Here is a 25,716-nt window from a genome sequence, read left to right as displayed (position 1 = left end):
AAAAGTCATGAACGCCATGCGCATGATCATCGCTATTGTGTGGCTTACCGGACTGCTGCCAGGGATGGCGCAGGCATCGGATGCCGATAATTTTGTTGCTGCGAATCACAGCCAGCAGGCGGCAATGCTGACGCAGTGGGCGACTTCGCCGGAGGTGGCCCGGCTGCCGTTGCTCCAGGCATTACAGAACGAAAACCTCTTTATCGACAGTCAAAAACACGCCTTCGTGCGAAGTAATGGCGAGATGGTCGCGCTGGGTGCGTCAACAGTGGCGACAGGGCCAACCAAAGCCGTGCGTCTGACTAACCGTCTGCGCGTTCTGGCAGGCTCGGCGCTGGCTATGCATCAACTGATAAGTGACAACGTCACAGAAAGGCGTGCCGCTGCCCGTCAGCTACAGCGTGATGTCCAGCCTGATATGCTCGATTTTCTGCAAAAACGGGTGAGCGGCGAAACGGATGATGTGGTCCGTCAGTCGCTGTTGATGGCGCTGGCTAATCTTCAGCTGGCAAGCCCACAGGCCGATGTTCGGCGTAAGGCCATCGAGTTGTTGGGGCAGTCTGATGACCCGGACGTTCAGGCAAAACTGACGCCGTTCACCCGGCCGCCGATGGAGCCAGATGCAAGTGTTCGCGCTGCCGCTCAGGAGAGCCTGAGCCATATTCAGCACCGTCTGATGTGGGGTGACTTGCTGGGGCAAGCGTTTATGGGGCTTTCATTGGGGTCGGTGCTGCTGCTGGCTGCTCTGGGGCTGGCAATCACGTATGGCTTACTGGGCGTCATCAATATGGCTCACGGCGAGATGCTGATGCTGGGAGCCTATGCGACCTGGATGGTGCAACAGGCGATGGCGCAACTGACTCCCCAGTGGCTGGCGCTGTATCCCATTGTCGCGCTGCCGGTCGCGTTTATGCTGACGGCCAGTGTCGGGATGGTTCTGGAGCGTACGATTATTCGTCATCTGTATGGTCGACCGCTGGAAACGTTGCTGGCGACATGGGGGATCAGCCTGATGATTATTCAGCTGGTGCGCATGACCTTTGGTGCTCAAAACCTGGAGGTGGCCAACCCGGCCTGGCTTTCCGGTGGCGTGCAGGTTTTTGCCAACCTGACGCTACCGTGGAACCGCATTGTGGTGCTGGGTTTTGTGCTGCTGGTGCTGTTCTTCACCTGGCTCATTCTGAATAAAACCCGCCTTGGTCTGAACGTGCGCGCGGTGACGCAAAACCGCAGCATGGCGGCCTGCTGCGGGGTTCCGACCGGGCGTGTCGATATGCTGGCCTTTGGGCTGGGTTCCGGGATTGCCGGTTTAGGCGGCGTGGCGTTATCTCAGCTAGGAAACGTGGGGCCGGAACTGGGCCAGGGCTACATCATCGACTCTTTCCTGGTGGTGGTGTTGGGCGGCGTTGGTCAACTGGCGGGCAGCGTGGTTGCCGCGTTTGGTCTGGGGATTTTCAATAAAATTCTTGAGCCGCAGCTGGGGGCCGTGCTTGGCAAAATCCTGATCCTGGTGGCGATCATTCTGTTTATTCAGAAGCGTCCACAGGGGTTGTTTGCACTGAAAGGGAGGGTTATTGACTGATGAGCCAGCCACTGACCTTAACGCTGGCGCGTAAAGCGCCACGTACCACTCAAATTGCAGGCAGCCTGCTGGTGGCGTGTCTGTTGATATTGCCGTTTTTTGCTCTGTTGCCCGCTACCCATCCGCTGGCACTGTCGACCTGGATGCTGACGCTGACAGGCAAAATCCTCTGCTACGCCATCGTTGCCGTGGCGCTCGACCTGGTGTGGGGGTACGCCGGGATGCTCTCGCTGGGACACGGCATTTTCTTCGCGCTGGGCGGTTATGCGATGGGTATGTACCTGATGCGCCAGGCGGCGGGCGATGGTCTGCCTGCGTTTATGTCGTTTCTCTCCTGGAGTGACCTGCCGTGGTTCTGGTGGGGGACGCAGCACTTCGCCTGGGCGATGGTGTTAATTGTCGCAATTCCAGGGCTGCTGGCGCTGGTATTTGGCTGGTTTGCCTTTCGCTCAAAAATTAAAGGGGTCTATTTCTCCATTATGACCCAGGCGCTGACCTATGCGGGCATGCTGCTGTTCTTTCGTAACGAAACCGGTTTTGGCGGCAACAACGGTTTTACCGGCTTCACAACGCTGCTCGGGTTTTCCGTCACGGCCACCACCACGCGTATCGCGCTGTTTCTGGCGACCGTTATGCTGCTGATCCTGGCGCTGGGGACAGGTTATGCGCTGGCAAAGAGTAAGGTTGGCCGCATTCTGACCGCCGTACGCGACGCCGAAAACCGCCTGACGTTTTGCGGTTACGATCCCCGCGGATTCAAACTGCTGGTGTGGACGCTCTCCGCCGTGCTGTGTGGCCTGGCGGGGGCGCTGTATGTTCCACAGGTGGGCATTATCAACCCAGGAGAAATGTCACCCACCAACTCGATAGAAGCCGCCATCTGGGTGGCGCTGGGAGGACGTGGAACGCTGGTCGGCCCGGTGATTGGTGCAGCGCTGGTGAATGGCGCGAAAAGCATCTTTACCGTTGCAATGCCGGAATACTGGCAGCTGTTTCTGGGGCTGATTTTTATCGCTGTTACGCTGTTTTTGCCGAATGGCGTCTACGGTCTGTTTCGTAAGGGAGAGAAATGATGCAGCCAGCCGAAGGACTTTTTACCCGCCAACTTCCCGGCGATCGTTACCGTGAACAGACTGATCCGGTGCTGCAGCTTGAGGCCATCAACGTGAATTTTGACGGTTTTCAGGCACTGACGGATCTCTCGTTAAACATCGGTGTAGGCGAGTTGCGCTGCGTTATTGGGCCAAACGGTGCAGGTAAAACCACACTGATGGATGTCATTACCGGTAAAACGCGGCCAAAAAGCGGAAGCGCGATTTACGACCAGTCCATCGACCTGACCACGCTGGAGCCTGCAGCCATTGCCCGAAACGGGATCGGGCGAAAATTCCAGAAACCCACGGTTTTTGAAGCCTTGACGGTGTGGGAAAACCTTGAAATTGCGATGAAAACGGACAAGTCCGTCTGGGCGAGCCTGCGGGCAAAACTCAGTGGCGAGCAACGCGATCGTATTGATGAAATGCTGGTGTTGCTGCGGCTCAGCAGCGAACGCGACCGCCGTGCAGGACTGCTCTCGCACGGGCAAAAGCAGTTTCTGGAGATCGGTATGCTGCTGGTACAGGATCCGCATTTGCTTCTGCTGGATGAACCTGCCGCCGGGATGACCGATGCGGAAACCGAATATACGGCGGAACTCTTCAGAACGCTGGCAGGCAAGCATTCACTGATGGTGGTGGAGCACGATATGGGGTTTGTCGAAACCATTGCCGATCACGTTACCGTGCTGCACCAGGGGCGTGTGCTGGCCGAGGGTTCATTGCGCGAGGTGCAGGCCAACGAGCAGGTGATTGAAGTCTATCTCGGACGCTAAGGAGCGGTGATGTTACAGGTTAACGAACTGAATCAGTATTACGGCGGAAGCCATATTCTGCGCGGCGTGAGCTTTGAGGCGATCGCCGGAGAAGTCACCTGCCTGTTGGGGCGCAACGGTGTGGGGAAAACCACCTTGCTGAAGTGCCTGATGGGGTTAATTCCGGCGAAAACGGGCGAGATAATATGGCAGGGGAAAAAAATTACCCACAGTAAACCGCACCAGCGGGTGCAGTCGGGGGTAGCGTATGTCCCGCAGGGGCGTGAAATTTTCCCGCGTTTAACCGTCGAAGAAAATGTGTTGCTGGGGCTGTCACGGTTTTCCGCCCGCGAGGCAAAGAGTGTCCCGGAGGAGATCTGGCAGCTTTTCCCGGTATTACAGGAGATGAAACATCGTCGCGGAGGCGATCTCTCCGGCGGGCAACAGCAACAGCTGGCGATTGGGCGCGCGCTGGCGAGTCGCCCTCAGCTTCTGATCCTCGATGAGCCGACGGAAGGTATTCAGCCTTCGGTCATTAAAGAAATTGGACAGGTGATCCGCAAGCTGGCAGACCGGGGTGATATGGCCATACTGCTGGTTGAGCAGTTTTACGATTTTGCGGCGGAGCTGGCTGACAGTTATCTGCTGATGTCGCGTGGCACCATTATTCAGCGAGGCCGTGGTGAAAATATGGCGCAGGAGGGGGTACGCGGGCTGGTTGCGATTTGAAATGTTATACTATAACATCATTCACTCTTATAAAACGGAGTGAGGGTTTTGTTTTGGTTGCACATATTGGAAAATTTGCCATGACTCTGGGGGCGCTGCTGGCCAGCGGTCAGCTGTTCGCCCATTCGCACGGACATCAGATGACGGCTGCGGAGCAGCAGGCAGCAAACGGTGTGTTTGAGGATAAAGACGTGGAGGACCGGGCGTTGTCTGACTGGGATGGTGTCTGGCAATCCGTTTATCCGTTTTTGCTTGATGGTTCCCTGGATCCGGTCTTTAAAAAGAAAGCGGAGAAGGATGAACATCAATCTTTTGATCAGGTGAAAGCCTATTACCGCACGGGCTATGCGACGGATGTCGATTCTGTCGGCATTGAAAATAACGTCATGGAGTTCCATAAAGGCAACATGACCAGCCGCTGCCACTACAGCTATAGCGGCTACAAAATCCTGACCTATGCCTCAGGCAAAAAAGGTGTTCGCTACCTGTTCGAGTGTAAGGATGCTGGCAGTAAAGCGCCGAAGTTTGTCCAGTTCAGCGACCATATCATCGGGCCGAAAGCCTCCTCGCACTTCCATATCTTTATGGGCAATACCTCCCAGGAGGTGTTGCTGAAAGAGATGAATAACTGGCCGACGTATTATCCGAACGAGATGTACAAAGAGCAGGTGGTGGAAGAGATGTTGCACCATTGACAGGCTTGCTTTTGCCGGGTCAGGCGTAACCGCCACCCGGCACGCAACGCTTACGCCACTTTCGGTTCCTCACACCACGCTTTCACGCTCATTCCACGCAAAATCATCAGCCAGGCAATCACAATGGCGACCATCATGATCACAAACAGCGACCAGTGCGGTAAGTTGGTCAGAATGATACCGGTGATCATCGGGTTGGCCGCAGCCCCCAGCCAGCCCAGCGCCTGTGCTGAGAAATAGCTTGCTTTCATTCCCGGTGGGGCGATGTTGTCAATCAGCATATATTCGCCGGGCGCATAAATAATCTCCCCCAGCGTAAACACGGCTGCCGCGATCCCCCAGTAAATCAGGTTTTCCCCGGAGAACATAAAACCACCCAACCCCAGTATGAAGAAGAGGGTCGCAACGGTCATTAACGGACGGATGTTGGCAGCGGAGATCCTGCGTCCGATTGCGTATTGCAGCGTCACCACCACAGCGGCGTTGACGGGCAGCACCACGGCCACGACTTTTTCGGCAAAATCGCTACCCGCATTCGCCGCCAGGACATATTGCGAAATACAGCTGGCGAACGACCCCCCCACGTATGACGCAAGCAGGCCAGACAGGGTGTACCAGAACAATGCGCGGTCTTTGAGCAAGACCGAAGGTTGCCACGTCGATTTTCCCTCTGCGGTGTCCAGCGCCACGCTTTTCTGGACGAAGAAATGGATAAACCCCAGCGGCAGCGCGGCACAGAAGGCCGCCAGCCAGAACGGCAGTTGCAGGCTGTACATCACCAGCAGCGTGCCGATGGGAGGCCCGACCGTCCAGCCAATGTTCAAAAAACTGTAGTTCAGCGAAAAGACGCGCGCTTTTTCAGTGGGGGTTAAGACGTCAGCAAACCAGGCCTTCAGTACCGTCGAAAAAACGGAATAGGCACAGTTGATCAGGGCAAAGAACAGCACCACCAGCGTCACGTTGTTCACCAGCGGGATGGCGACAAAACCAGCGATAAAAGCCAGAATCGCGATCAGCATGTAGCGCTTCTTATCGAACTTATCGGCCAGGATCCCGAACCCCAGACTGAACACCACGCCAATGGTCAGTGCCACGGTCAGGGCGTAACCAATATTCTCTACGCTCATGTCGTAAACGCGCGTGAGATAGATGGTCATAAACGGCAGCGTTGCCCCGCGACCAATGGTTAACAACAATGACGATGCCAGCAGCGCCGCAGTGGAGCGCCTGATAGATGGTTTCATATTCCTGCCCGACGATGGCTTATGCATTTTTAATGGTGTTCTTTCAGAAGTATCACGACATAAGGGGCTTGTATAGCGCCTGATTTATCCGTAAGTGCTTCGCCTGACTGCCATAATTAATGATCTTCTCGTGGCGCTATTTTTTCTGTTACCTTGAAGTGTTTACAAAATGTTAATAATTCAGGGGCTGGATATGACGCGTAAAGACGGGCTGCTGGCGCTGCTGGTGGTCGTGGTATGGGGACTGAATTTTGTGGTCATCAAGGTGGGGTTGCACAATATGCCTCCGCTGATGTTGGCCGGTTTACGGTTCTTGCTGGTGGCGTTCCCGGCACTCTTTTTTGTCTCCCGCCCGAATATCCCGTTTAAATGGTTGCTTGGCTACGGCCTGACCATCAGTTTCGGTCAGTTTGCGTTTCTGTTTTGCGCCATCAAGTTCGGTATGCCTGCCGGTCTGGCCTCGCTGGTGTTACAGGCGCAGGCGTTCTTTACCATTATTCTCGGGGCATTTGTCTTTGGTGAGCGGTTGCAGGGCAAACAGCTGGCCGGGATTACGCTTGCGGTGTTTGGCGTGCTGGTGCTGGTTGAAGCCAGCCTGAATGGGCAGCATGTGGCGTTGCTGGGCTTTATGCTGACGCTGGCGGCAGGGCTGAGCTGGGCATGTGGGAACATCTTCAACAAACTGATTATGCAGCATGAGGCGCGTCCGGCGGTGATGTCGCTGGTGGTCTGGAGTGCGTTAATCCCCATCGTGCCGTTTATGGCTGCATCGCTTATCCTGGATGGGCCAGATGTCATGCTGAATAGCCTGGTTAACATCGACCTTACCACCATTTTGTCGCTTATCTATCTGGCGTTTGTGGCTACCATTATTGGTTATGGAATTTGGGGTTCGCTGCTGGGGCGCTATGAAACCTGGCGCGTTGCGCCGCTCTCCCTGCTGGTACCGGTCGTCGGGCTGGCGAGTGCGGCCGTTCTGCTGGATGAAAAACTGAGTGTACTGCAGTTGCTGGGGGCGGTACTGATCATGGCCGGGCTGTATATCAACGTTTTTGGTTTGCGCGTGCGTCGGGCGATGCGGGTGAAAGGATAAGGCAGAAAAAAGCCCCACATCGGCGGGGCAAAAAGTGAATCAGAGGCTGTGTTGATTATAATACGGCACGCCCAATTCGTCGGATTTGTCGCTGCCTGAACCCATGTGGTTGAAATCAAACGGCGACTGGTCATGTGCAGACGGCAGGATCATCGCGTCACGATTGTTTTGCTGCGTTGCACTGGGTGTTTGCTCCGCGAAGGCCTGGCTGGAAAATAGCACCAGCAAGGCGAGGGCGGCGGAGGCGGTAACGTTCATGAGTTCCTCGGTACGTCTTTAAAGGCGTTGTTTAGCTACAGTGTTTTAACGGATACAGATAACGGGATTCGCCCGGCATGCTGGTGATACGGTACTTATGAGGCGGCACATCGAAATAGTTCTTGAACGTACGCGTCAGGGTTTGTTGCGACTCAAACCCGTACCGCTCCGCCAGATAAAGGATCGGTTCATTGCTTTCTTTCAGTTTCTGGGCAATTTCCGTCAGCTTACGGCTGCGAATATATTGACCTAATGAATGGCCGGTCTCTTTTTTGAACATCCGTTGCAGGTGCCATTTTGAGTAACCTGAACGCTCTGATACTTTTTCAAGGGAGAGCGGCGATTCCAGGTTATCTTCGATCCAGTCCAAAATGCTATGAATGGTGATAGCGTCAGTATTGCGTCTGGACATCGTCATACCTCTTTTTCTGTTTACGGCAGTATTTTCTTAAGCAAAAGCTCAAGCGTTGCCACTTCATCTGCCGTTAAGTTTTTTGTGAGTTCCTGGTGCAGTGTTTGTCCTACTAATTGATGACATTGCTCACACATGGCTGCGCCGTCGCGGGTCAGTTTCACCAGAACACCGCGTTTGTCATTCGGGTTAGGGCTTCGTTCAATCCATCCTTTACAGACGAGACGATCCAGCATGCGGGTTAACGCACCGAGATCGACAGAGAGCACCTTTTTCAGCTCAACCGGTGTGATACACGCTTCGCAGCGGATGGAACACAGCACTTTGAACTGTGTTGCGGTGATATCCAGCGGTGACAGGTAGTCATTGAGCAGGCGATCTTTTTTTTGATTGACCATGTGAATAAGACGACCCAGTGGAATTATGTCGTTAAAGAGATCACTGGTGCTTTTCACGATGATTGCCCTGGCAAGTAGTTTAGTTACGGCAGATATTATTGCTCAGGCAAGTATAAGTCAACTGAATGAATTGGCCGATGCCACGAATTGCTAAAACGTTTCATGCACTTCATTTTGTTGCTTTCAAATCATAAAGATAACGAAGCGTTATCGTTTAGGCGTGAAATAATCATTGTTTTGTACCGATGGCTGAAATGTACGGTTTACCCCTATAATTGCGGTGTTGAATACGGATAAGGACGACGACGCATTATGTTGGAATTGATTAAAGCAATAGGTCTTGGGCTGGTGGTGCTGTTGCCGTTGGCTAACCCATTAACGACGGTTGCGCTCTTTCTGGGGCTGGCAGGGAATATGAACAGCGCGGAGCGTAATCATCAGTCGATGATGGCCTCCGTGTATGTTTTTGCCATCATGATGGTGGCGTATTACGCCGGGCAGCTGGTGATGAATACCTTCGGAATTTCGATTCCTGGCCTGCGTATCGCCGGGGGGCTGATTGTCGCCTTTATCGGTTTTCGCATGCTGTTCCCTGCGCAAAAGGCCCATGAATCGCCGGAAGCGAAAAGTAAATCCGAAGAGCTGGAATGTGAACCGACTGCGAATATTGCCTTTGTACCGCTAGCCATGCCGAGCACGGCGGGGCCAGGGACGATAGCGATGATTATCAGTTCCGCGTCAACGGTACGCGATGGCTCGACGTTCCCGGACTGGGTTGTGACCGTGGCACCGCCGATCATCTTCGCCCTGATCGGTATTATCGTGTGGGCATCATTGCGCAGTTCAGGGGCCATTATGCGCTGGGTAGGCAAAGGTGGGATTGAAGCCATCTCTCGTCTGATGGGCTTCCTGCTGGTCTGTATGGGCGTGCAGTTTATTATTAACGGTGTGCTGGAAATTATTAAAACCTACCACTAAAACAGTGCCCGGCGGCGCGATGCGTGTACGGGCTATTAACGGAATAACAGGTGGTCAGACAATGCAGGAGATTGATTTTTATCTGGTTGATGCGTTTAGCTCAACCTCGTTTGGCGGAAACCCGGCGGCAGTTTGCCCGCTGAAGGCGTGGCTGCCGGATGAGACATTACTCAGGATGGCGCAACAGCATAATCAGTCGGAAACCGCGTTTTTTGTCTGCAGCCACGGCGGCATTGAATTACGCTGGTTTACCACGCTCACCGAAGTCAATCTCTGCGGCCACGCCACGCTTGCTGCCGCATATGTCCTGTTCAATGAACTGAATTACCCGGATCCCCGGATCCACTTTGATACCGCTTCCGGCAGGCTTACCGTCAGTCGTGAGGGGGACTGGATGACGCTGGATTTCCCGGCCTGTCCGACGCAGGAACAAATCCCGCCACCGGAGATGCTTTCTGCACTGGGTATCCGTCACTATGTTGAAGCCCGTAAAGGGCGTGCCTGGGTAGTGGTACTGGAAAACCGCCAGCAGGTTGAGGCCATCACGCCGAACATTTCGGCGATGACGCCCGGTGAACATAAGGTTGCCGTTACGGCGCGTGGAGACGGGGACTATGATTTTGTCAGTCGCTTTTTCTCACCGGGTGTTGCCGTCTGGGAAGATCCGGTCACCGGTTCCGCGCACACGATGTTGATCCCTTACTGGAGCGAAAAACTGGGGAAAACGGCGATGTTCGCCCGTCAGGTGTCAGCCCGTGGGGGAGACGTGCGTTGCGAGCTGAAGGGGAGCCGCGTTCTGATGAGTGGGCAGGCATCACTTTATTTGAAAGGCACAGTATTTCTGCGCTAAATACTTATAACAACAGAGGAAGAGACTATGCAGGAAATTGACTTTTATCTGGTAGATGCCTTCAGCGACAGAGCGTTTGGCGGTAACGCTGCGGCGGTGTGTCCGCTGGAAGAGTGGCTGCCGGATGAAACATTGCTCAAAATGGCGCAACAGCATAACCAGTCGGAAACGGCGTTTTTTGTTCGTACGGACAGCGGGTTTGAGCTGCGCTGGTTCACCACTCTGGGTGAAATTAATCTGTGCGGCCATGCAACGCTGGCAACGTCCCATGTCATCTTCGAATATCTTGATTACCCGCATACCGAAATCACTTTTTCAACACGCTTCGTGGGCGATTTGACGGTAAAACGCAGTGGCGACTGGCTGACGCTGAATTTCCCGGCGTGGTCGACGGAGGCGGTCGACAATCCACCGGCGTTGCTGTTTAGCGCGCTGGGGATCCGTGAAGCCAAAGAGGTTCGCGTCGGGCGGGATTACATGGTGGTGCTGGAAAGTCAGCCGCAGGTGGAAGCGTTAACCCCGGATATCGCGGCGATGCTGCCGCTGGATAAAATGGTCTGCATCACGGCACCGGGTGAGCAGTACGATTTTGTCAGCCGTTTCTTCTGCCCGGGTGAAGGGGTACCGGAAGATCCGGTGACGGGATCGGCACACAGCATGTTGATTCCCTACTGGGGTGAAAAACTGGGCAAAACGCAGATGAATGCCCGCCAGGTGTCAGCCCGTGGCGGGGATTTACGCTGTGAGCTGAAGGGCGACCGCGTGCTGATTGGCGGACAGGCTACGTTGTATCTGAAAGGGCGTATCTTTCTGCGCTAACGGATATCGGCGTGTGGGAGGCTCCAGGTGCTCCCACACATTCGCCGTGATGCCATGCTCAGGCCCGTCACGGCAGGCGGGCAATGTTATTTTTAATCACGTCAACCGAGTGGCGGAATTTGACCCGTTCCTCTTCCGCCAGTTGCAATTCGATAATTTGCTGAACCCCGCCTTGTGCCAGCACGGCGGGCACGCCGATGGCCACGCCATCAACGCCGTATTCACCGTCCAGGATGCAGGAAATGGCCAGCGCACGGTGGCTGCCGGTAAAGATATTACGGCAAATCTCCGCGATGGTTCCGGCGATGCCGTATTCGGTGCAGCCTTTACGGTTGTAGATTTCAAACCCCAGCTTGCGCACTTTCTCAGCCAGCGCTTCCCGATCCAGCGCCTGCCCGGTATGCCGCAGGTACACTTCACCAATGGGTGAACCGTACACCGACGAATGCGACCACACCGGGAACTGGGTATCACCATGTTCACCGAGGATAAAGGCATCGATGCTCTGCGCACCGATGTCCAGCACCTGTGCCAGCGTGCGGCGCAGACGGGTGGTGTCCAGCCAGACGCCGGTACCAATGACCTGGTGACGTGGCAGACCAGAGAGTTTCCACACCTGCCAGGTGATGATGTCGCACGGGTTGGTAGCTATCAGAAAAATGCCCTTAAATCCGTTCTCCATCATTTGTGGCACAATGCTTTTGACAATACGCGCCGTGTTGGTCAGTTCATCCAGTCGGGTTTGCCCGGGTTTTAGCGCACCGCCTGATACGGTAATGACCGCGATATCCACATCGGCACACTCACTGACCTCGCGGGTTGAAATGGTCATCATGCCCGGCATATACGCGGCTGCGTCGCTGAGATCCTGCGCATGGCCTTCTGCGCGTTCGCGGTTGAGATCGACAAGGAGGATCTCTTCACAAATATTTTGATTCAGCAGGGCGTAAGCCGCAGATGCGCCAACGTTGCCTGCGCCAATGATCATCACTTTACGGGCTTTGGTATTCATCGTTATTCCATGAGGTTTACGGCCAACGCCAACAAAATTACTGCCGGGCGCGGTTGCGCGCAACTGATGACGGAAAGCATAAGTTAATACTATGAAGCGCTGTGACATGGCTGCACGATGTTGACGACCCGTTAAGCCCGTTTATGGAGAAGGCACCGGGTGAAGACGTTCGTTTAGCAGCGCGATAAAAGCTTCAAGTTGACGGGTCATTGCCCCGCGACGCCATACCAGCCAGGTGGTCAGCCAGCGCCAGTTTTCTGCCAGTGGCCAGGCTTCAACCTGGTGATGACCGGGCATACTTTCCAGCATGGAACGTGGCATCAGCGCAATGCCTGCGCCAGCAATGACGCAGGCCAGCATCCCGTGATACGACTCCATTTCGTGAATGCGCCCGGGCGTTGCCCGGTCTGCATGAAACCAGCTCTCCAGATGTCGGCGATAAGAACAGTTGGCGCGAAAGGCATACACATCGCTGCCGCTCACCTGCATGGCCCGCGTCACGTTCGCGTGCCCGGCGGGTGTGACCAGCATCATCTCTTCCCGGTAGACCGGCATTCCTTCCAGTTCCGGGTGCGACAGCGGTCCGTCGACAAATGCAGCGCTTAAGGTTCCCTCTAGTACGCCGTCGATCATCGTCCCGGATGGGCCGGTTGAGAGGGCGAACTGAATACGCGGATAGCGCTGGTTAAACTGCGCCAGACTTTCAGGAATGCGCACGGCGGCGGTACTCTCCAGTGCGCCGAGGGCGAATAACCCCTGAGGTTCATCTCCGGCAACGACCATCCGCGCCTCGTCAACCAGCGCCAGGATCTGCTTGCTGTAGCGCAGGAAGTTGTGCCCGGCTGGCGATAAACGCAGGCGCTGGTTCTCGCGAATAAACAGCTCCACGCCGAGATCGGCTTCAAGCTGGCGGATGCGGGTCGTCAGGTTTGACGGAACACGATGCACTTTTTGCGCGGCCTGGGTGATGCTGCCGGTGAGCGCAACGGCGTTAAACATTTCAAGCTGAGTTAAGTCCATAGTATTCTCGATTCGTGAATAAGGTGGTTAGTATTATTCATTTTTAAGAAATAGCAGAGTGCGCCACAATGAATCAACTGTTATTGCGTGGAGATAACCATGACATATTCCTCTGTTACACATGCTCTGTCTGTTAACCCGGCGACGGGCGTTACGCTGGCCGCTTATCCGTGGGCGACTGCCGAAGAAGTTGAACGCGCGGTTGCGCAGGCCGATGCCGGTTTTCGTCAGTGGCGAAATGAAAGCGTTTCGTACCGGGCGCAGAAACTGCGCGATCTCGGTGCAGCGCTACGTAACCGCGCAGAAGAGATGGCGCAGGAGATGTCCCGTGAGATGGGCAAACCTGTTCTGCAGGCGCGTGCGGAAGTGACGAAATCTGCCAGCCTGTGCGACTGGTATGCCGAACACGGCCCGGCGATGCTGCACGCAGAAGCAACCCTGGTGGAAAACCACAATGCGGTCATCGAGTACCGACCGCTGGGGCCAATTCTGGCGGTCATGCCGTGGAACTTCCCGCTCTGGCAGGTGCTGCGTGGTGCAGTACCCATTCTACTGGCCGGGAACAGCTATCTGCTCAAGCATGCACCAAACGTTCTCGGCTCGGCGGAACTTATCGCGCAGGTTTTTGCGGATGCGGGTTTCCCGCAAGGCGTCTTTGGCTGGGTTAATGCGACAAACGAGGGTGTCAGTCAGGCGATTAACGATCGCCGTATTGCTGCGGTTACCGTGACCGGCAGCGTGCGTGCCGGGGCGGCAATTGGTGCGCAGGCGGGCGCAGCGCTGAAAAAATGCGTGCTGGAACTGGGCGGTTCCGATCCCTTTATCGTTCTGAACGATGCCTCTCTGGAGCTGGCCGTGAAAGCGGCAGTGGCCGGGCGTTACCAGAACACCGGGCAAGTGTGCGCGGCAGCAAAACGTTTCATCGTAGAAGAGGGGATTGCTGATGCCTTCACCCAGCGTTTTGTCACGGCGGTTGCGGCGCTGAAAATGGGCGAACCCGATCGGGAAGAGAACTATATTGGCCCTATGGCACGTTTTGACCTGCGTGATGAGCTGCATCAGCAGGTGCAGGCCACGCTGGCGGAAGGGGCGACGTTGCTGTTGGGTGGAGAGAAAATTGCCGGTGACGGTAACTATTACGCACCAACCGTGCTGGGTAATGTCACCCCTGATATGACGGCATTTCGTCAGGAGCTGTTTGGCCCGGTGGCGGCCATTACGGTTGCCAGAGATGCAGAGCATGCGTTGCAGCTGGCTAATGATAGTGACTTTGGCCTTTCTGCCACGGTCTTTACTGCGGATACAACGCTTGCGGAGAAATTCTCCCGCGAACTGGAGTGCGGCGGGGTGTTTATCAATGGCTATAGCGCCAGCGATGCGCGGGTGGCTTTTGGTGGCGTGAAGAAGAGCGGCTTTGGTCGTGAACTTTCTCACTTCGGTTTGCACGAATTCTGTAATGTGCAGACGGTGTGGAAAGACCGGGTGTAATTCCCCGCCTGGCGGTGCTGCACTTACACGGGCCGACGGTTTTGTCGGCCGGGTAAAATGAAGTCACCACCCGGTAAAGAAGGCCTTCAACACGAAGGCCTTTGTCATTTTTATGCAATGGTTCTGTCATTTTCGTTTCGTAGACTCGCTCGCGTCTAACGTATTGTTACAGAAGAAAATTATGAACCTAACGCAAATTTTTTGCCGTATTGCGCAGCGTATCATCCCACGTCAGTTTGGTCTGCTGGTCGGTATTTTTTGTATTATTGGACTTTTCTCCGCACTGCAACTTTCCTCCTCATTTTTGCTGACCGGCTCCCTGAAAGAAGCTCAACGCAATGAACAACATAATCAACTGGCCTATCAGCAGCAGGGCAAGCTGGATTTGGCGCGTGTTTCCCTGCTGGCGGCCAGCGATTTGCTAAACCGCTCCGGTGTTTATTTTATGCAGGATAAAGAGACCGGCTCTGAGGGGAGCTGGCATAGCCTGATGGACGAGGCGCAAAAAGCCCTGGATGCCTCTCAGCAAGCGTGGAATGCCTGGCTGGCTCTCCATCCACCGAAAGACGATGCGCTGGTAAATAGTTATCAGCTTTTCTACGATGCCATTAAAGAGCAGGCGGAAGGGCTTACCAAAAACAACTCCATTGACGCCTTTTTTGCCGTACCTGCTCAGGCCTTTCAGACTGACTTTAACGACAACTATGCGCGGTATCAGCAGCTCAGCGAGAAGCAGGCAATAAAAGGGCGACAGTCGTTACTGGAACAGCTTTCAGGTCTGCAAACGTTATTCCTGTTTGCACCGGTTGTGCTGCTGGCAATTGCCATTATGGTCTGGTTCGGGATGGCAAAATGGGTGATTACACCGCTGCGTCGGTTGATTGCACATATTAACCTGCTGGCTGCAGGCGATCTCTCCGCTACTCCGCCAGGGGTGATGCGCTTTAACCGGGAAATTGGGCAGCTCAGCGCCAGTATTACCACCATGCAGCACGGGTTACAGCAGCTGGTGACGCAGGTCAGCGATGCCACGACCTCGATGGTCGAGAATATTGGTTCTCTCGCGCAGGGTAATCAAAAACTGTATCAGCAGTCGGCACGGCAGGCGAAAGAGCTGGAAGAGGTCACGGCACATATTGCGTCGCTGGAAACCCACGTTGAGGGCAATACCGGTTATGCGAAGCTTGCCAGTTCGCGCGCAGATGAAGCCCGCCAGGCTGCGGCGGGCGGTGACCAGATGATGTCTACCGTGAATGCCTCCATGCAGGCGATCGTTGACCGATCCTCAGAGATGCGTGGGATCGTGGCGATGATCGACAGCGTGGCATTTCAGACCAACATTCTGGCGCTGAATGCGGCAATTGAAGCGGCACACGCGGGGAGCCAGGGGCGCGGGTTTGCCGTCGTCGCCCGGGAAGTCGGTCTGCTTGCCAGAAAGAGCAGTCATTCGACACAGACCATTCAGGAGCTGATTAACCATTCCCTGCAGGGTATTGAAGACGGTTCAAAAGCGGTTAATCGCCTGGAGGATAACCTGCAACAGGTGACCGGGCTGGTGGGTAATTTAAGCAGTTTGCTGAATGATATCTCAACGGCCACCCTGAGCCAGGGCGAGAGCATTCATCAGATGACACGCCAGCTCCAGGCGTTAAATCAGGTGTCCCGTCAGACCGATGCGCTGGTTTCTGACGCGTCGGATGCGTCTGAACGTCTGCATAAAGAGTCCGATCTTTTGTTGCAGGCCGTTTCGCGTTTTCGCCTTACCGCCTGACGCAACATATAAGCGTCTGTTATACTCGCAGCCCGTTTTAGCCTGAGGGCAAGGAGCAAAGTGTGGCTGCGGTCATCCATAATGAGATGCTGGACGAGATTCTGGCGCAGGTTCGCCCATTACTCGGAAAAGGGAAGGTTGCCGACTATATTCCGGCCCTGGCCTCTGTCAGCGGTAATAAGCTGGGCATTGCCATCTGTACGGTAGACGGGCAGCGTTACCAGGCCGGTGACGCGACCGAACGTTTTTCTATTCAGTCCATTTCGAAAGTGCTGAGTCTGGTTGCGGCGATGCGCCAGTATCAGGAAGACGAGATCTGGCTGCGCGTGGGCAAAGATCCCTCCGGTCAGCCATTTAACTCGCTGCTTCAGCTCGAAATGGAGCAGGGTAAACCGCGTAATCCCTTTATCAATGCCGGGGCGCTGGTGGTGTGCGATATGCTGCAAAGCCGTCTCAGCGCTCCTCGTCAGAGAATGCTCGAAATTGTGCGCCAGCTTTCGGGCGTTGCGGATATTGCTTACGATACCGTTGTGGCTCGCTCGGAATTTGAACATTCTGCCCGCAATGCGGCCATCGCGTGGCTGATGAAATCTTTTGGCAATTTCCATAACGATGTCGCGACCGTGTTGCAAAACTACTTCCATTACTGCGCGCTGAAAATGAGCTGTGTTGAACTGGCGCAGACCTTTTTGTTCCTGGCGCATCAGGGGTATGCTCCGCATCTCGGTCAGGAAGTCGTCTCTCCCCTGCAGGCTCGCCAGGTGAATGCCCTGATGGCAACCAGCGGGATGTATCAGAACGCCGGGGAGTTTGCCTGGCGCGTTGGCCTGCCCGCCAAATCGGGCGTCGGTGGTGGAGTGGTGGCGATTGTGCCGCATGAAATGGCGATTGCCGTCTGGAGCCCGGAGCTGGATGAAACGGGAAATTCGCTGGCCGGTGTGACGGTGCTGGAGCAACTGACCCAGCGTCTGGGACGCTCCGTCTACTGATGTCGGCTCTGGAAGCGCTATTTTCCCGCCTGGCACGCTCGACCTTTCGCTCGCGGTTTCGCTTAGGGCACAAGGAACGGCAATACTGCTGGGATAAAGGGGCGGAAACCATTGACCAGCACGCCGCCGATTTTATTGCTCAGCGTCTTGCTCCTGCGCATCCGGCGAATGACGGGAAACAGACACCGATGCGCGGTCACCCGGTATTTATCGCCCAGCATGCCACCGCCACCTGCTGTCGTGGCTGTCTGGCTAAATGGCACAATATCCCGCAGGGCGTCCCGCTCAGTGCACAGCAACAGCATTACATCGTTGGGGTGATCCATCACTGGCTGGTGCTGCAAATGAACACCCAAAATTGATGAGTTATGATCCTGTTGTCAATGTGTTATATATGCATGCTAAATTACGTACATTCACGCTGATGACCGCAAATAATTACCATAAGTAATTATATGGATTGATATTTAATGCGTTCTGCTATCTCTGCCATCAAGCTTTTCCAGCCAGAAAGTCCGCTACGGAATGCGGCGGGTATCTTTCTCCTCACCACCTTGTTTTATTTTGTCGGTGCTGAATTACGGCTGGTGGAAGCGCTGTCTCTCTTCTGGCCGCTGAATGGCGTGATGGCCGGGGTATTTGCCCGTTATGCTTATCTGAATCGTCTGCATTACTATGCCACGTCGTATGTTGCCATGCTGATGTACGACGCGGTCACCACCAGTTGGGGAATAGCCTCGCTGGTCATTAATCTGTCAAATATGGTTTTCATCGTCACTGTCGCGCTACTGGTTTTGCGGGACAAGCGGCGAATGGAAAAGCCCGATCCCCTTAACGCGCTGCGTCTGTTTAATTACTGCCTGATGGCGGCATTGCTGTGTGCGTTGCTGGGGGCGCTGGGCTCGGTGGGTATTGATAACCACACCTTCTGGCCCCTGTTTGCCGACTGGTTTGGCGAGCAGTTCTCGACCGGGGTACTGATTGTGCCGTGTATGCTGACGGTGAGGATGCCCGTGCGGCAAATTACGCTACACCTGGAGCGCCTCTTGCCGATTGTGGCGCTGATTATTTCGGTGGCGGCATCAGTCGTGATTGGCGGGGCGGGGAGCCTGGCATTCCCTCTGCCCGCGCTCATCTGGTGTGCGGTGCGTTATTCCTTGCCTGCGACCTGCCTGTTGACGTTTGTCACCGGGGCCGCGGAGATCATCCTGGTTGCTAATTCCATTATTAATATTGCCGTGGCCACGCCTTTGTCGACACCGATGATGTTCTCTGCGCGTCTTGGGATCGCCACAATGGCCATTTGCCCGGTGATGGTGTCCGTGAGTGTGGCGGCAATAAATTCGCTGATCCGCCAGGTTTCATTGCGGGCGGATTATGACTTTCTGACCCATGTCTATTCGCGCTCAGGGCTTTATGAAGCGCTGAAACAGGAAGAATCACACAGGTTTTCCCGTTTTTTGACCGTAATGTTGCTGGATATCGACTATTTTAAAAGTATCAACGATAACTACGGGCATGAGTGTGGCGATCGCGTGCTGGCGGTTTTTGCCCAACAGGTTCAGCAGGTTGTCGGTGAGGACGGGCTGGTGGCACGAATGGGGGGCGAAGAGTTTGCCGTAGTCGTGAACACCGGAGATGCGCAGCACGGCTTTGAACTGGCTGAACGCATCAGAGTCACAATAGCAAATCATCCGTTTATCTGGCGGCAGCAAACGCTGTTTCTGACGGTCAGTATTGGTCTGGGGAGCGGGAAGTCGGAATTCTGGCAACTGACGGAAGTCTTTAACAGGCTGATGGCGGAAGCGGATGATTATCTCTACCGTTCGAAAAAAGCAGGGCGGAATTGTACCCGTGCCCGTTTGCCTGACGAACAAATTGTTGTGACTACCGAAACTGAAACGTAGCGGTGTAAACGTAACCACTTCAGGCTGGGCGCGGTATGGCTGTTAAAAATCAGCAAATAAATTCCTTGCTACGTATTTTTAAGCTCAATAAGATACCGGAAGAAATATATCGGAAAAATCGCAGCATGAATGGAACTGACAAACTCTGTAAAACCCCTCGCGTACCAGGAAGCCGGTTTGTCAAACGTATGTATCTGATGCGTATTCTTGGTACGTTTCTTTGTTTTATCCCCATCCTTTCCGTGTTAATTGAACATCAGCGTTCAGTCTGGTTAATGATTCTGCTGGGTATGAATGCGTTTATCTGGCCGACACTGGCCTGGTATCGTTCGCGAAATTCAGCGCTTCCGCTGGTGACAGAACATCAAAACCTGGTGCTGGACGCCGGGGCCGGTGGTTTCTGGATCGCCATGATGGCGGTGGATCCTCTGCCGTCGGTGGTGATTGCCACAATACTGCTTGCCGACCGCCTTTCCGCAGGGGGTTTTACGTTGATGAAAAAGGCGGCTGTCACGATGCTTGTCACCTTTCTTGCCAGCTGGCTGACGCAGGGAATGGCGGTGGATATGATTGTCTCTCAACGTACGATGTTCGCCACGCTACCCCTGATCACCATTTATCTTATTGCTCTGAGCGTGTTAACGGACAGCATTGCGCTGCGTCTGCGGGTCAAGAGCCGCGAGCTTGAACGGATCGCGATGATGGATCCGCTGCTGGATATCGCTAACCGTCGTCTGCTGGAAAAGCGTATTGACCATGAACTCAAGAAACTTCGCCAGACGTGCCGTGAATCGGCCTTAATGTTTATCGATATCGACAACTTCAAATACGTTAACGATCGTTTTGGTCATAAAGTGGGGGATACAATGCTGGCGGCCGTGTCGCAAATTTTGCATCTGGCAACGCGCCCGACGGATACACCTGCGCGTCTGGGAGGCGATGAGTTTGTGATCCTGTTGCCCAATACCACGATTGAAGAGGCTCATGTCGTCGCAACGCGCATTATGGACGCGGCTGCGGTGATGGAAGATGTGGCGCAGGAGACTGTGCATTGTACGCTCAGTATTGGTATTGCCTGTGCCACGCGTGAAATGGGAAGCGTAACTGACTGGCTGCAGGCGGCTGACAACGCCCTGTACCGCGCCAAGCGGGATGGCAAGAACAGAATATTCGCACACTGACAATGTCTCTGTTTAAGCTACGCTTTTAAGAAAGCTATGCGTCTGGAGGCGTTATGAAATCACCTGTAATTCCTGTGAACGAAGCGAAACGCCTGCTCGCGCTACGCGAATCTGGGCTGTTGGATATTGACGTTTCCCCGACGTTAGACAGGCTGACGCGTCTGGCAAAACGCTTCTTTCAGGTTCCGCTGGTCATGATCAATGTTATTGATGAACATGCGCTGATCGTAAAGTCAGCTGACGGTGAAACCCCCGATGTCATTCCCCGCAACATCTCATTTTGTGGGCATACGATCCTGAGCGATGCGCCGCTGGTAGTGGGCGATATGCAACAGGATGCCCGTTTTTCTGATAACCCGCTGGTGGCTGGAAAACCGGGCGTCAAATTTTATGCCGGTATTCCGCTGCGTTTGCGCGATGGCATGCGTGTGGGGTCAATGTGTCTCATTGATTATGCCCCTCGTGAATTTTCTGCGGCCGATTTGTCGGTGCTGGCTGACCTTAGTGCGCTGGCTGAAGATGCATTTGCTGCAATCAGTGCGGTTACAACGGATGAACTGACCGGGTTGTCTAATCGTCGCGGCTTTAACCAGTTTGCCCGGTTTACCCTCTCCGTGGCCAAACGCCGGGCCGAGCCTCTAACCCTGTGCTGGCTGGATCTGGACCGCTTCAAAGAAATTAACGACCGCTACGGGCAGGAAGAAGGCGACAACGCCCTGAAAGCGATGGCCCAGCTGATGCGTTCCTCCTTCCGTGAGGCTGACCTGCTGGTGCGCTTCGGTGGCGATACATTTGCCGTGCTGTTTGCCGATACGGATGAGCAGGGAGCCTGGATTGCCATGCAGTATCTGATTGAACAGGTAGAAGCATACAACGCGCAAAAGCTGCATCCGTGGTCGTTACGGTTTTCATGGGGATTGAGTGAATTCAATCATAACGACAATGACCTGTCACAGTGGCTAAAAGATGCCGAAGAAAAAATGCATGATATGAAACGCCAGCACCACCCTGCAGGGTGACATAGTAAAAGCCTATGGCAGATATGATTGCGTTACAAAAATGTTAAATGCAAAGTGAGGGAATTCAACGTAAGGAACATCAATGAATACCTCACTGCAAATCAAAAACCTCACCCGGGAAGATATTCTCACTCACATTGATGCACTCGCCGCCATTCTCGAAAACTGTGTAAACGGCGGTGCATCTGTCAGTTTTATGTTGCCCTTTAGCCCGGAGAAAGCCCGTACATTCTGGCGCGGCATTGCCGAGCGTGTAGGGAGTCATGAGCGCTCCGTGCTGGCTTGCATCGATCCGCAGGACGGCGTTATTGGCACAGTGCAGTTGATCACCGAACAGCCGGAAAACCAGCCGCACCGTGCGGATGTGGCAAAACTGCTGGTGCATGAAAAAGCACGACGCAAAGGCGTGGCAATGGCGCTTATGAAAGCGCTAGAAGCCCTGGCCAGAGCCCAGGGTATCTCTGTGCTGGTGCTGGATACCTCTACCGGAAGCGGTGCGGAGGGGTTCTACCAGCGTGCCGACTGGCAAAAAGTGGGGGAGATCCCCTGTTACGCACTGATGCCAGATGGCGAGATGACAGCAACGTCCGTGTTCTACAAGCTGTTATGATTATTTTTCACAATGATGTCATGAGTTGATCAAAACAGGGGTTCTGGTCGTACAGTTTTGATAAGTTATTACACCAATACTATCAAGATGTATGACCAATAATAAAGGATCTCATTGTGAACACTCTTAACCGTCGTGATTTCCCCGGCGCTCTCTACCCTGAACGTATCATTCAGTTTGGTGAGGGCAATTTCCTGCGAGCGTTTATAGACTGGCAAATCGACCTGTTAAACCAACATACCGATCTTAACGCCGGTGTGGTGGTTGTGCGCCCCATTCAGAGCGACTTTCCGCCGTCGCTGAACACGCAGGACGGGCTCTACACCACCATCATCCGTGGCCTGAACGAGAAGGGTGAAGCGGTCAGCGATGCGCGTCTTATCCGCTCCGTTAACCGTGAAATCAGCGTCTACAGCCAATACGACGAGTTCCTGAAACTGGCTCACAACCCAGATATGCGCTTTGTTTTCTCGAACACCACGGAAGCGGGTATTAGCTATCATGCAGATGACGCTTTTGATGATGCACCCGCGGTGAGCTACCCGGCGAAACTGACGCGACTGCTGTTTGAGCGCTTCAGTCATTTCAACGGTGCAACGGATAAAGGCTGGGTAATCATTCCGTGTGAACTGATTGACTACAACGGTGATGCACTGCGCGAGCTGGTGCTACGTTATGCGCAGGAGTGGGCGTTACCCGCGGCATTTACCCGGTGGCTGAACGACGCCAACAGCTTCTGTTCGACGCTGGTTGACCGTATTGTGACCGGTTATCCGCGTGATGAAGTGGCTGAACTGGAAACCGCATTGGGTTATCACGATGGGTTCCTTGATACCGCCGAGCACTTCTACCTGTTTGTTATTCAGGGCCCAAAATCCCTTGCCAGTGAACTGCGTCTGGATAAATACCCGCTGAACGTGCTGATTGTCGATGACATCAAACCCTATAAAGAACGCAAAGTGGCCATTCTGAACGGGGCGCACACGGCGCTGGTACCCGTGGCATTCCAGGCGGGTCTGGATACGGTGGGGGAAGCAATGAACGATGCAGACGTTTGCGCATTTGTGGAAAAAGCCATTTACCAGGAAATTATTCCGGTGCTGGATCTGCCGCGTGACGAGCTGGAGTCTTTTGCCCGCGCGGTAACCGGTCGTTTCTGTAATCCGTACATCAAGCACCAGTTGCTGTCGATTGCCCTGAACGGGATGACCAAATACCGCACACGTATTCTGCCGCAGTTGCTGGCTGGGCAGAAGGCGACCGGTAAATTGCCGGCACGCCTGACGTTTGCTCTGGCTGCGCTAATCGCGTTTTATCGCGGTGAGCGCAACGGTGAAAGCTATCCGGTGCTGGATGACGCGCACTGGCTGGAGCGTTATCAACAGCTGTGGACGCAACATCATGATAAGCAGATCAGCACCAGTGAACTGGTGAGGTCGGTACTGAGCGTGAGCGAGCACTGGGAACACGATCTAACCCAGGTTAACGGATTGGTAGAACACGTTACGCTGGATCTTGATGCCATTCTGCATCAGGGCATGCGTGAAGCGGTTAAACCGCTCTGCTAACGTTCATTTGAGAGTGAGGGGGAAACCTGTGCCGGATTTTCCCTCTGCATTAATCTGTTTGCGCAGTGATTAGTTACAACATACTAACTACTGCGTTTTTAAAAAAAACCTGCAACACCGTGCGCGTTACGCCAGCCAGGTCAGGAAATGCAATATCTTATTAACATGCTTGCAACCGTGAAGGGGATCACGTTTAATAGCCGCGCTCTTTACTTTCCTGAAGCTGACTATGATCGTTCGTCCTCAACAGCACTGGCTACAACTCATTTTTGTCTGGCACGGTTCCGTATTACCCAAAATCTATACCCGGCTACTGCTTAACTTCCTGCTTTCCATCGCCGTGATCGTGATGTTGCCGTGGTATACCTCGTTAGGTATCAAATTTACCGTCGCACCGTTTAGTATTCTTGGCGTGGCTATCGCGATTTTTCTTGGCTTCAAAAACAACGCCTGCTATTCGCGCTATGTCGAGGCTCGCCAGCTTTGGGGGCAACTGATGATAGCGGCGCGTTCGCTGTTTCGCGAGGTAAAAAATACGTTACCAGACGATCCGCATCTGGGGGAGTTTGTCCGTCTGCAAATTGCCTTTGCGCACTGTCTGCGCATGACGCTTCGCCGTCAGCCCCAGGCCGACCGGCTTTCCGGTTATCTTTCAGCCGCGCAGTTACGCAAGGTAATGGAGGCCAACTCTCCGGCAAACCGCATTTTGCTGATCATGGGGGAGTGGCTGGCGGTAAGACGTCGCGAAGGCCAGCTGTCCGATATTTTGTTCCACAGCCTGAATAATCGTCTGAATGACATGTCAGCTGTGCTTTCCGGCTGCGAGCGTATCGCCACAACACCGGTACCATTTGCCTACACGCTGATCCTGCACCGCACGGTGTATTTGTTCTGCATCATGCTGCCGTTTGCGCTGGTTGTTGACCTGCACTACATGACGCCGTTCGTCTCTGCGTTGATTTCGTATACTTTTATTTCGCTCGATACGCTGGCAGAAGAGCTGGAAGATCCGTTTGGTACAGAAGATAACGACCTGCCGCTGGACGCCATCTGTAACGCAATGGAACGCGATCTGTTACAGATGAACGATGAAGATGCGATACCTGAGCGACTTATGCCGGATAAGCATTATCAGCTGACATAACGGGCGTTCCACTCTTCACGGGTGATCTCCCAGAGCCCGGAATCCAGCAGTCCGCTCACGTACGCTTTCTTTTCCGTCCTGATGAGCCGCATGCCGCTACTGGCTGAAATACGCTGTGAGCGGCTGTTGGCTACCGCTTTCGGGGCGCGCAACACCGGTTTATTCAGCGTATTAAACCAGTAGTCCGTTGCCGCAATGCTGGCCTCACGCATATATCCCTGCCCCTGAAACTCGGGGGCCAGCCAGAATCCACGGTTGTTATCTTCCACATCGTACAGGCAGATAATCCCCATCAGCGCTTCCGGGGCTTCACGCCGCCGGATGCTCCAGAACCAGGCAATACCTTTTGCCATATCCGGCAGTGCAACATTGTTAACGTAATTCTCTGCGCCATTTTCCGGGTAGGGCCAGGGCACGGAGGAGACCATATAGCGGACGATTTTCCAGCGTGGATAGAGTTTCTGGATCTGGACTGCATCTTCAGCAACCAGCGGTTGCAGCAATAAACGTTCTGTCGTTAGTGCAGGTATCGTCATCCGTGGTTCTCCTTTTTTAAGCGTTATGCTTTGGTTTGCCTTCTGCTATTTTCATCATTACCACAAATGTCTCCGGTGTGCTGTCATTCCTTCACGACTAAAATTTGCAGAGGTAACAATGGCGATAACGGTAAGAGCTTTACGCGCAGAAGATTATTCACAGTGGCGTCCGCTTTGGGACGGTTACACCCATTTTTATGACTGTGAACTCGATGAATCCATCACTGCATCGACATGGGAAAGGGCGCAGGCGACGACTCATTCGTCTCTGTTTTGCCGGGTTGCGGAAATGGACGGCAAGGTTGTGGGTTTCGCCATGTGCATTCTGCACGAAGGTACCTGGTCGACAGCGCCAGTTTGCTATCTGGAAGATCTGTTTGTCGATGCCGCAGTACGCGGCGCTGGAGCCGGGCAGGCATTAATCGATGCCCTGATGGCAGAAGGCAAGCGAGAAGGGTGGGCAATACTCTACTGGATGACCCGGCAGAACAATCCCGCACGTAAACTCTATGACAAATTTGCTGAAGCCGACGATTACGTTCGTTACCGCATTTCGCTGTAATG

General features: G+C 54.2%; 27 protein-coding genes. 20 read left to right on the top strand and 7 right to left on the bottom strand.

Annotation, left to right across the window (positions count from 1 at the left end):
* The first annotated feature begins 7 nt into the window (after window positions 1-7).
* From urtB to zinT, 5 genes are read left to right on the top strand one after another with little or no spacing between them, the layout of a single operon-like run.
* Window positions 8-1,582 (top strand): urea ABC transporter permease subunit UrtB, encoded by a 1,575-nt coding sequence (gene urtB / locus ACJ9N4_RS11585; protein WP_411500506.1) that lies wholly within the window; start codon window positions 8-10, stop codon window positions 1,580-1,582.
* Window positions 1,582-2,655 (top strand): urea ABC transporter permease subunit UrtC, encoded by a 1,074-nt coding sequence (urtC, locus tag ACJ9N4_RS11580; RefSeq protein WP_182271389.1) that lies wholly within the window; start codon window positions 1,582-1,584, stop codon window positions 2,653-2,655. Before urtB ends, urtC begins: the two co-directional genes overlap by 1 nt.
* Window positions 2,655-3,452, top strand: a complete 798-nt coding sequence (urtD, locus tag ACJ9N4_RS11575) for an urea ABC transporter ATP-binding protein UrtD (RefSeq protein ID WP_182274511.1) — start codon at window positions 2,655-2,657, stop codon at window positions 3,450-3,452. The genes urtC and urtD overlap by 1 nt, the downstream gene beginning before the upstream one ends.
* Before the next feature lie 9 nt (window positions 3,453-3,461).
* Entirely contained in the window at window positions 3,462-4,160 is a 699-nt protein-coding gene (gene urtE / locus ACJ9N4_RS11570; RefSeq protein WP_182918332.1) for an urea ABC transporter ATP-binding subunit UrtE, read from the top strand.
* A 53-nt stretch (window positions 4,161-4,213) separates the two neighbouring features.
* Window positions 4,214-4,855, top strand: coding sequence for a metal-binding protein ZinT (gene zinT / locus ACJ9N4_RS11565; RefSeq protein ID WP_411500505.1), 642 nt, complete (start codon window positions 4,214-4,216; stop codon window positions 4,853-4,855).
* 50 nt (window positions 4,856-4,905) lie between these two features.
* Here the strand turns inward: zinT and ydeE are convergent, their stop codons facing one another.
* The gene (ydeE, locus tag ACJ9N4_RS11560) at window positions 4,906-6,099 is read right to left on the bottom strand and encodes an efflux MFS transporter YdeE (protein WP_232105414.1); all 1,194 of its coding nucleotides are present in this window, start codon (window positions 6,097-6,099) and stop codon (window positions 4,906-4,908) included.
* Between the two features lie 193 nt (window positions 6,100-6,292).
* Between ydeE and eamA the strand changes: the two genes are divergently transcribed.
* Window positions 6,293-7,192, top strand: coding sequence for an O-acetylserine/cysteine exporter (gene eamA, locus ACJ9N4_RS11555; RefSeq protein ID WP_182271393.1), 900 nt, complete (start codon window positions 6,293-6,295; stop codon window positions 7,190-7,192).
* A 39-nt stretch (window positions 7,193-7,231) separates the two neighbouring features.
* Here eamA and marB read toward each other — a convergent pair whose 3' ends face one another.
* Genes marB through marR form a run of 3 tightly spaced genes read right to left on the bottom strand, consistent with a single transcriptional unit; the run spans window position 7,232 to window position 8,317 of the window.
* Window positions 7,232-7,450 (bottom strand): multiple antibiotic resistance protein MarB, encoded by a 219-nt coding sequence (gene marB / locus ACJ9N4_RS11550; protein WP_182271394.1) that lies wholly within the window; start codon window positions 7,448-7,450, stop codon window positions 7,232-7,234.
* Window positions 7,451-7,481: 31 nt separating this feature from the next.
* The gene (marA, locus tag ACJ9N4_RS11545; protein ID WP_001303241.1) at window positions 7,482-7,862 is read right to left on the bottom strand and encodes an MDR efflux pump AcrAB transcriptional activator MarA; all 381 of its coding nucleotides are present in this window, start codon (window positions 7,860-7,862) and stop codon (window positions 7,482-7,484) included.
* Window positions 7,863-7,882: 20 nt separating this feature from the next.
* Window positions 7,883-8,317 (bottom strand): multiple antibiotic resistance transcriptional regulator MarR, encoded by a 435-nt coding sequence (gene marR / locus ACJ9N4_RS11540; protein ID WP_182271395.1) that lies wholly within the window; start codon window positions 8,315-8,317, stop codon window positions 7,883-7,885.
* 255 nt (window positions 8,318-8,572) lie between these two features.
* Here marR and ACJ9N4_RS11535 point away from each other — a divergent pair, with 255 nt between their 5' ends.
* The 3 genes from ACJ9N4_RS11535 (at window position 8,573) to ACJ9N4_RS11525 (ending at window position 10,907) form a co-directional block, all read left to right on the top strand.
* Window positions 8,573-9,238: a MarC family NAAT transporter gene (locus ACJ9N4_RS11535; RefSeq protein WP_411500504.1), complete on the top strand. Its 666-nt coding sequence runs from the start codon at window positions 8,573-8,575 to the stop codon at window positions 9,236-9,238.
* A 61-nt stretch (window positions 9,239-9,299) separates the two neighbouring features.
* Window positions 9,300-10,088: a PhzF family phenazine biosynthesis protein gene (locus ACJ9N4_RS11530; protein WP_395122871.1), complete on the top strand. Its 789-nt coding sequence runs from the start codon at window positions 9,300-9,302 to the stop codon at window positions 10,086-10,088.
* A gap of 27 nt (window positions 10,089-10,115) precedes the next feature.
* A complete protein-coding gene (locus tag ACJ9N4_RS11525; RefSeq protein WP_411500503.1) occupies window positions 10,116-10,907 on the top strand; it encodes a PhzF family phenazine biosynthesis protein in 792 nt (263 codons plus the stop codon).
* 67 nt (window positions 10,908-10,974) lie between these two features.
* On the opposite strand, the gene ACJ9N4_RS11520 is transcribed toward ACJ9N4_RS11525, so the two are convergent.
* A complete protein-coding gene (locus ACJ9N4_RS11520; RefSeq protein WP_182918337.1) occupies window positions 10,975-11,919 on the bottom strand; it encodes an L-lactate dehydrogenase in 945 nt (314 codons plus the stop codon).
* A gap of 141 nt (window positions 11,920-12,060) precedes the next feature.
* A complete protein-coding gene (ptrR, locus tag ACJ9N4_RS11515; protein ID WP_182271400.1) occupies window positions 12,061-12,939 on the bottom strand; it encodes a putrescine utilization regulator PtrR in 879 nt (292 codons plus the stop codon).
* A gap of 99 nt (window positions 12,940-13,038) precedes the next feature.
* Between ptrR and sad the strand changes: the two genes are divergently transcribed.
* From sad to ACJ9N4_RS11465, 10 genes are all read left to right on the top strand, one after another.
* A complete protein-coding gene (sad, locus tag ACJ9N4_RS11510) occupies window positions 13,039-14,427 on the top strand; it encodes a succinate-semialdehyde dehydrogenase (protein ID WP_411500502.1) in 1,389 nt (462 codons plus the stop codon).
* Window positions 14,428-14,608: 181 nt separating this feature from the next.
* Window positions 14,609-16,198 carry a methyl-accepting chemotaxis protein gene (locus ACJ9N4_RS11505; protein ID WP_182271402.1) on the top strand — a complete coding sequence of 530 codons (1,590 nt, stop codon included), beginning with the start codon at window positions 14,609-14,611 and terminating at the stop codon, window positions 16,196-16,198.
* Window positions 16,199-16,260: 62 nt separating this feature from the next.
* Window positions 16,261-17,187 (top strand): glutaminase B, encoded by a 927-nt coding sequence (glsB, locus tag ACJ9N4_RS11500; protein ID WP_182271403.1) that lies wholly within the window; start codon window positions 16,261-16,263, stop codon window positions 17,185-17,187.
* Window positions 17,187-17,549: a DUF4186 domain-containing protein gene (locus ACJ9N4_RS11495; RefSeq protein WP_182918339.1), complete on the top strand. Its 363-nt coding sequence runs from the start codon at window positions 17,187-17,189 to the stop codon at window positions 17,547-17,549. Before glsB ends, ACJ9N4_RS11495 begins: the two co-directional genes overlap by 1 nt.
* Before the next feature lie 108 nt (window positions 17,550-17,657).
* Window positions 17,658-19,094 (top strand): GGDEF domain-containing protein, encoded by a 1,437-nt coding sequence (locus tag ACJ9N4_RS11490; RefSeq protein ID WP_182271405.1) that lies wholly within the window; start codon window positions 17,658-17,660, stop codon window positions 19,092-19,094.
* Between the two features lie 188 nt (window positions 19,095-19,282).
* Complete coding sequence (locus ACJ9N4_RS11485) at window positions 19,283-20,275, top strand: sensor domain-containing diguanylate cyclase (protein WP_182274512.1); 993 nt, start codon at window positions 19,283-19,285, stop codon at window positions 20,273-20,275.
* A gap of 53 nt (window positions 20,276-20,328) precedes the next feature.
* Window positions 20,329-21,294 (top strand): sensor domain-containing diguanylate cyclase, encoded by a 966-nt coding sequence (locus ACJ9N4_RS11480; RefSeq protein ID WP_196391291.1) that lies wholly within the window; start codon window positions 20,329-20,331, stop codon window positions 21,292-21,294.
* Between the two features lie 82 nt (window positions 21,295-21,376).
* The gene (locus ACJ9N4_RS11475) at window positions 21,377-21,904 is read left to right on the top strand and encodes a GNAT family N-acetyltransferase (RefSeq protein ID WP_182918341.1); all 528 of its coding nucleotides are present in this window, start codon (window positions 21,377-21,379) and stop codon (window positions 21,902-21,904) included.
* A gap of 116 nt (window positions 21,905-22,020) precedes the next feature.
* Window positions 22,021-23,472, top strand: coding sequence for a tagaturonate reductase (locus ACJ9N4_RS11470; RefSeq protein WP_182918342.1), 1,452 nt, complete (start codon window positions 22,021-22,023; stop codon window positions 23,470-23,472).
* 229 nt (window positions 23,473-23,701) lie between these two features.
* Window positions 23,702-24,616, top strand: a complete 915-nt coding sequence (locus ACJ9N4_RS11465) for a bestrophin family protein (RefSeq protein ID WP_182271409.1) — start codon at window positions 23,702-23,704, stop codon at window positions 24,614-24,616.
* Here ACJ9N4_RS11465 and ACJ9N4_RS11460 read toward each other — a convergent pair.
* Window positions 24,604-25,152, bottom strand: a complete 549-nt coding sequence (locus ACJ9N4_RS11460) for a GNAT family N-acetyltransferase (protein ID WP_411500501.1) — start codon at window positions 25,150-25,152, stop codon at window positions 24,604-24,606. The two genes, ACJ9N4_RS11465 and ACJ9N4_RS11460, sit on opposite strands and share 13 nt — an antisense overlap.
* Before the next feature lie 118 nt (window positions 25,153-25,270).
* Between ACJ9N4_RS11460 and ACJ9N4_RS11455 the strand changes: the two genes are divergently transcribed.
* Window positions 25,271-25,714 carry a GNAT family N-acetyltransferase gene (locus tag ACJ9N4_RS11455; RefSeq protein WP_182918344.1) on the top strand — a complete coding sequence of 148 codons (444 nt, stop codon included), beginning with the start codon at window positions 25,271-25,273 and terminating at the stop codon, window positions 25,712-25,714.
* Window positions 25,715-25,716: the final 2 nt, after the last annotated feature.

Source organism: Enterobacter sp. LM3, from assembly GCF_046622475.1.
In the GTDB taxonomy this organism is placed as follows: domain Bacteria; phylum Pseudomonadota; class Gammaproteobacteria; order Enterobacterales; family Enterobacteriaceae; genus Enterobacter; species Enterobacter cloacae_P.
Note: the sequence above shows the minus strand (reverse complement) of the source record. Positions and strands in the feature narration are given on the sequence as shown.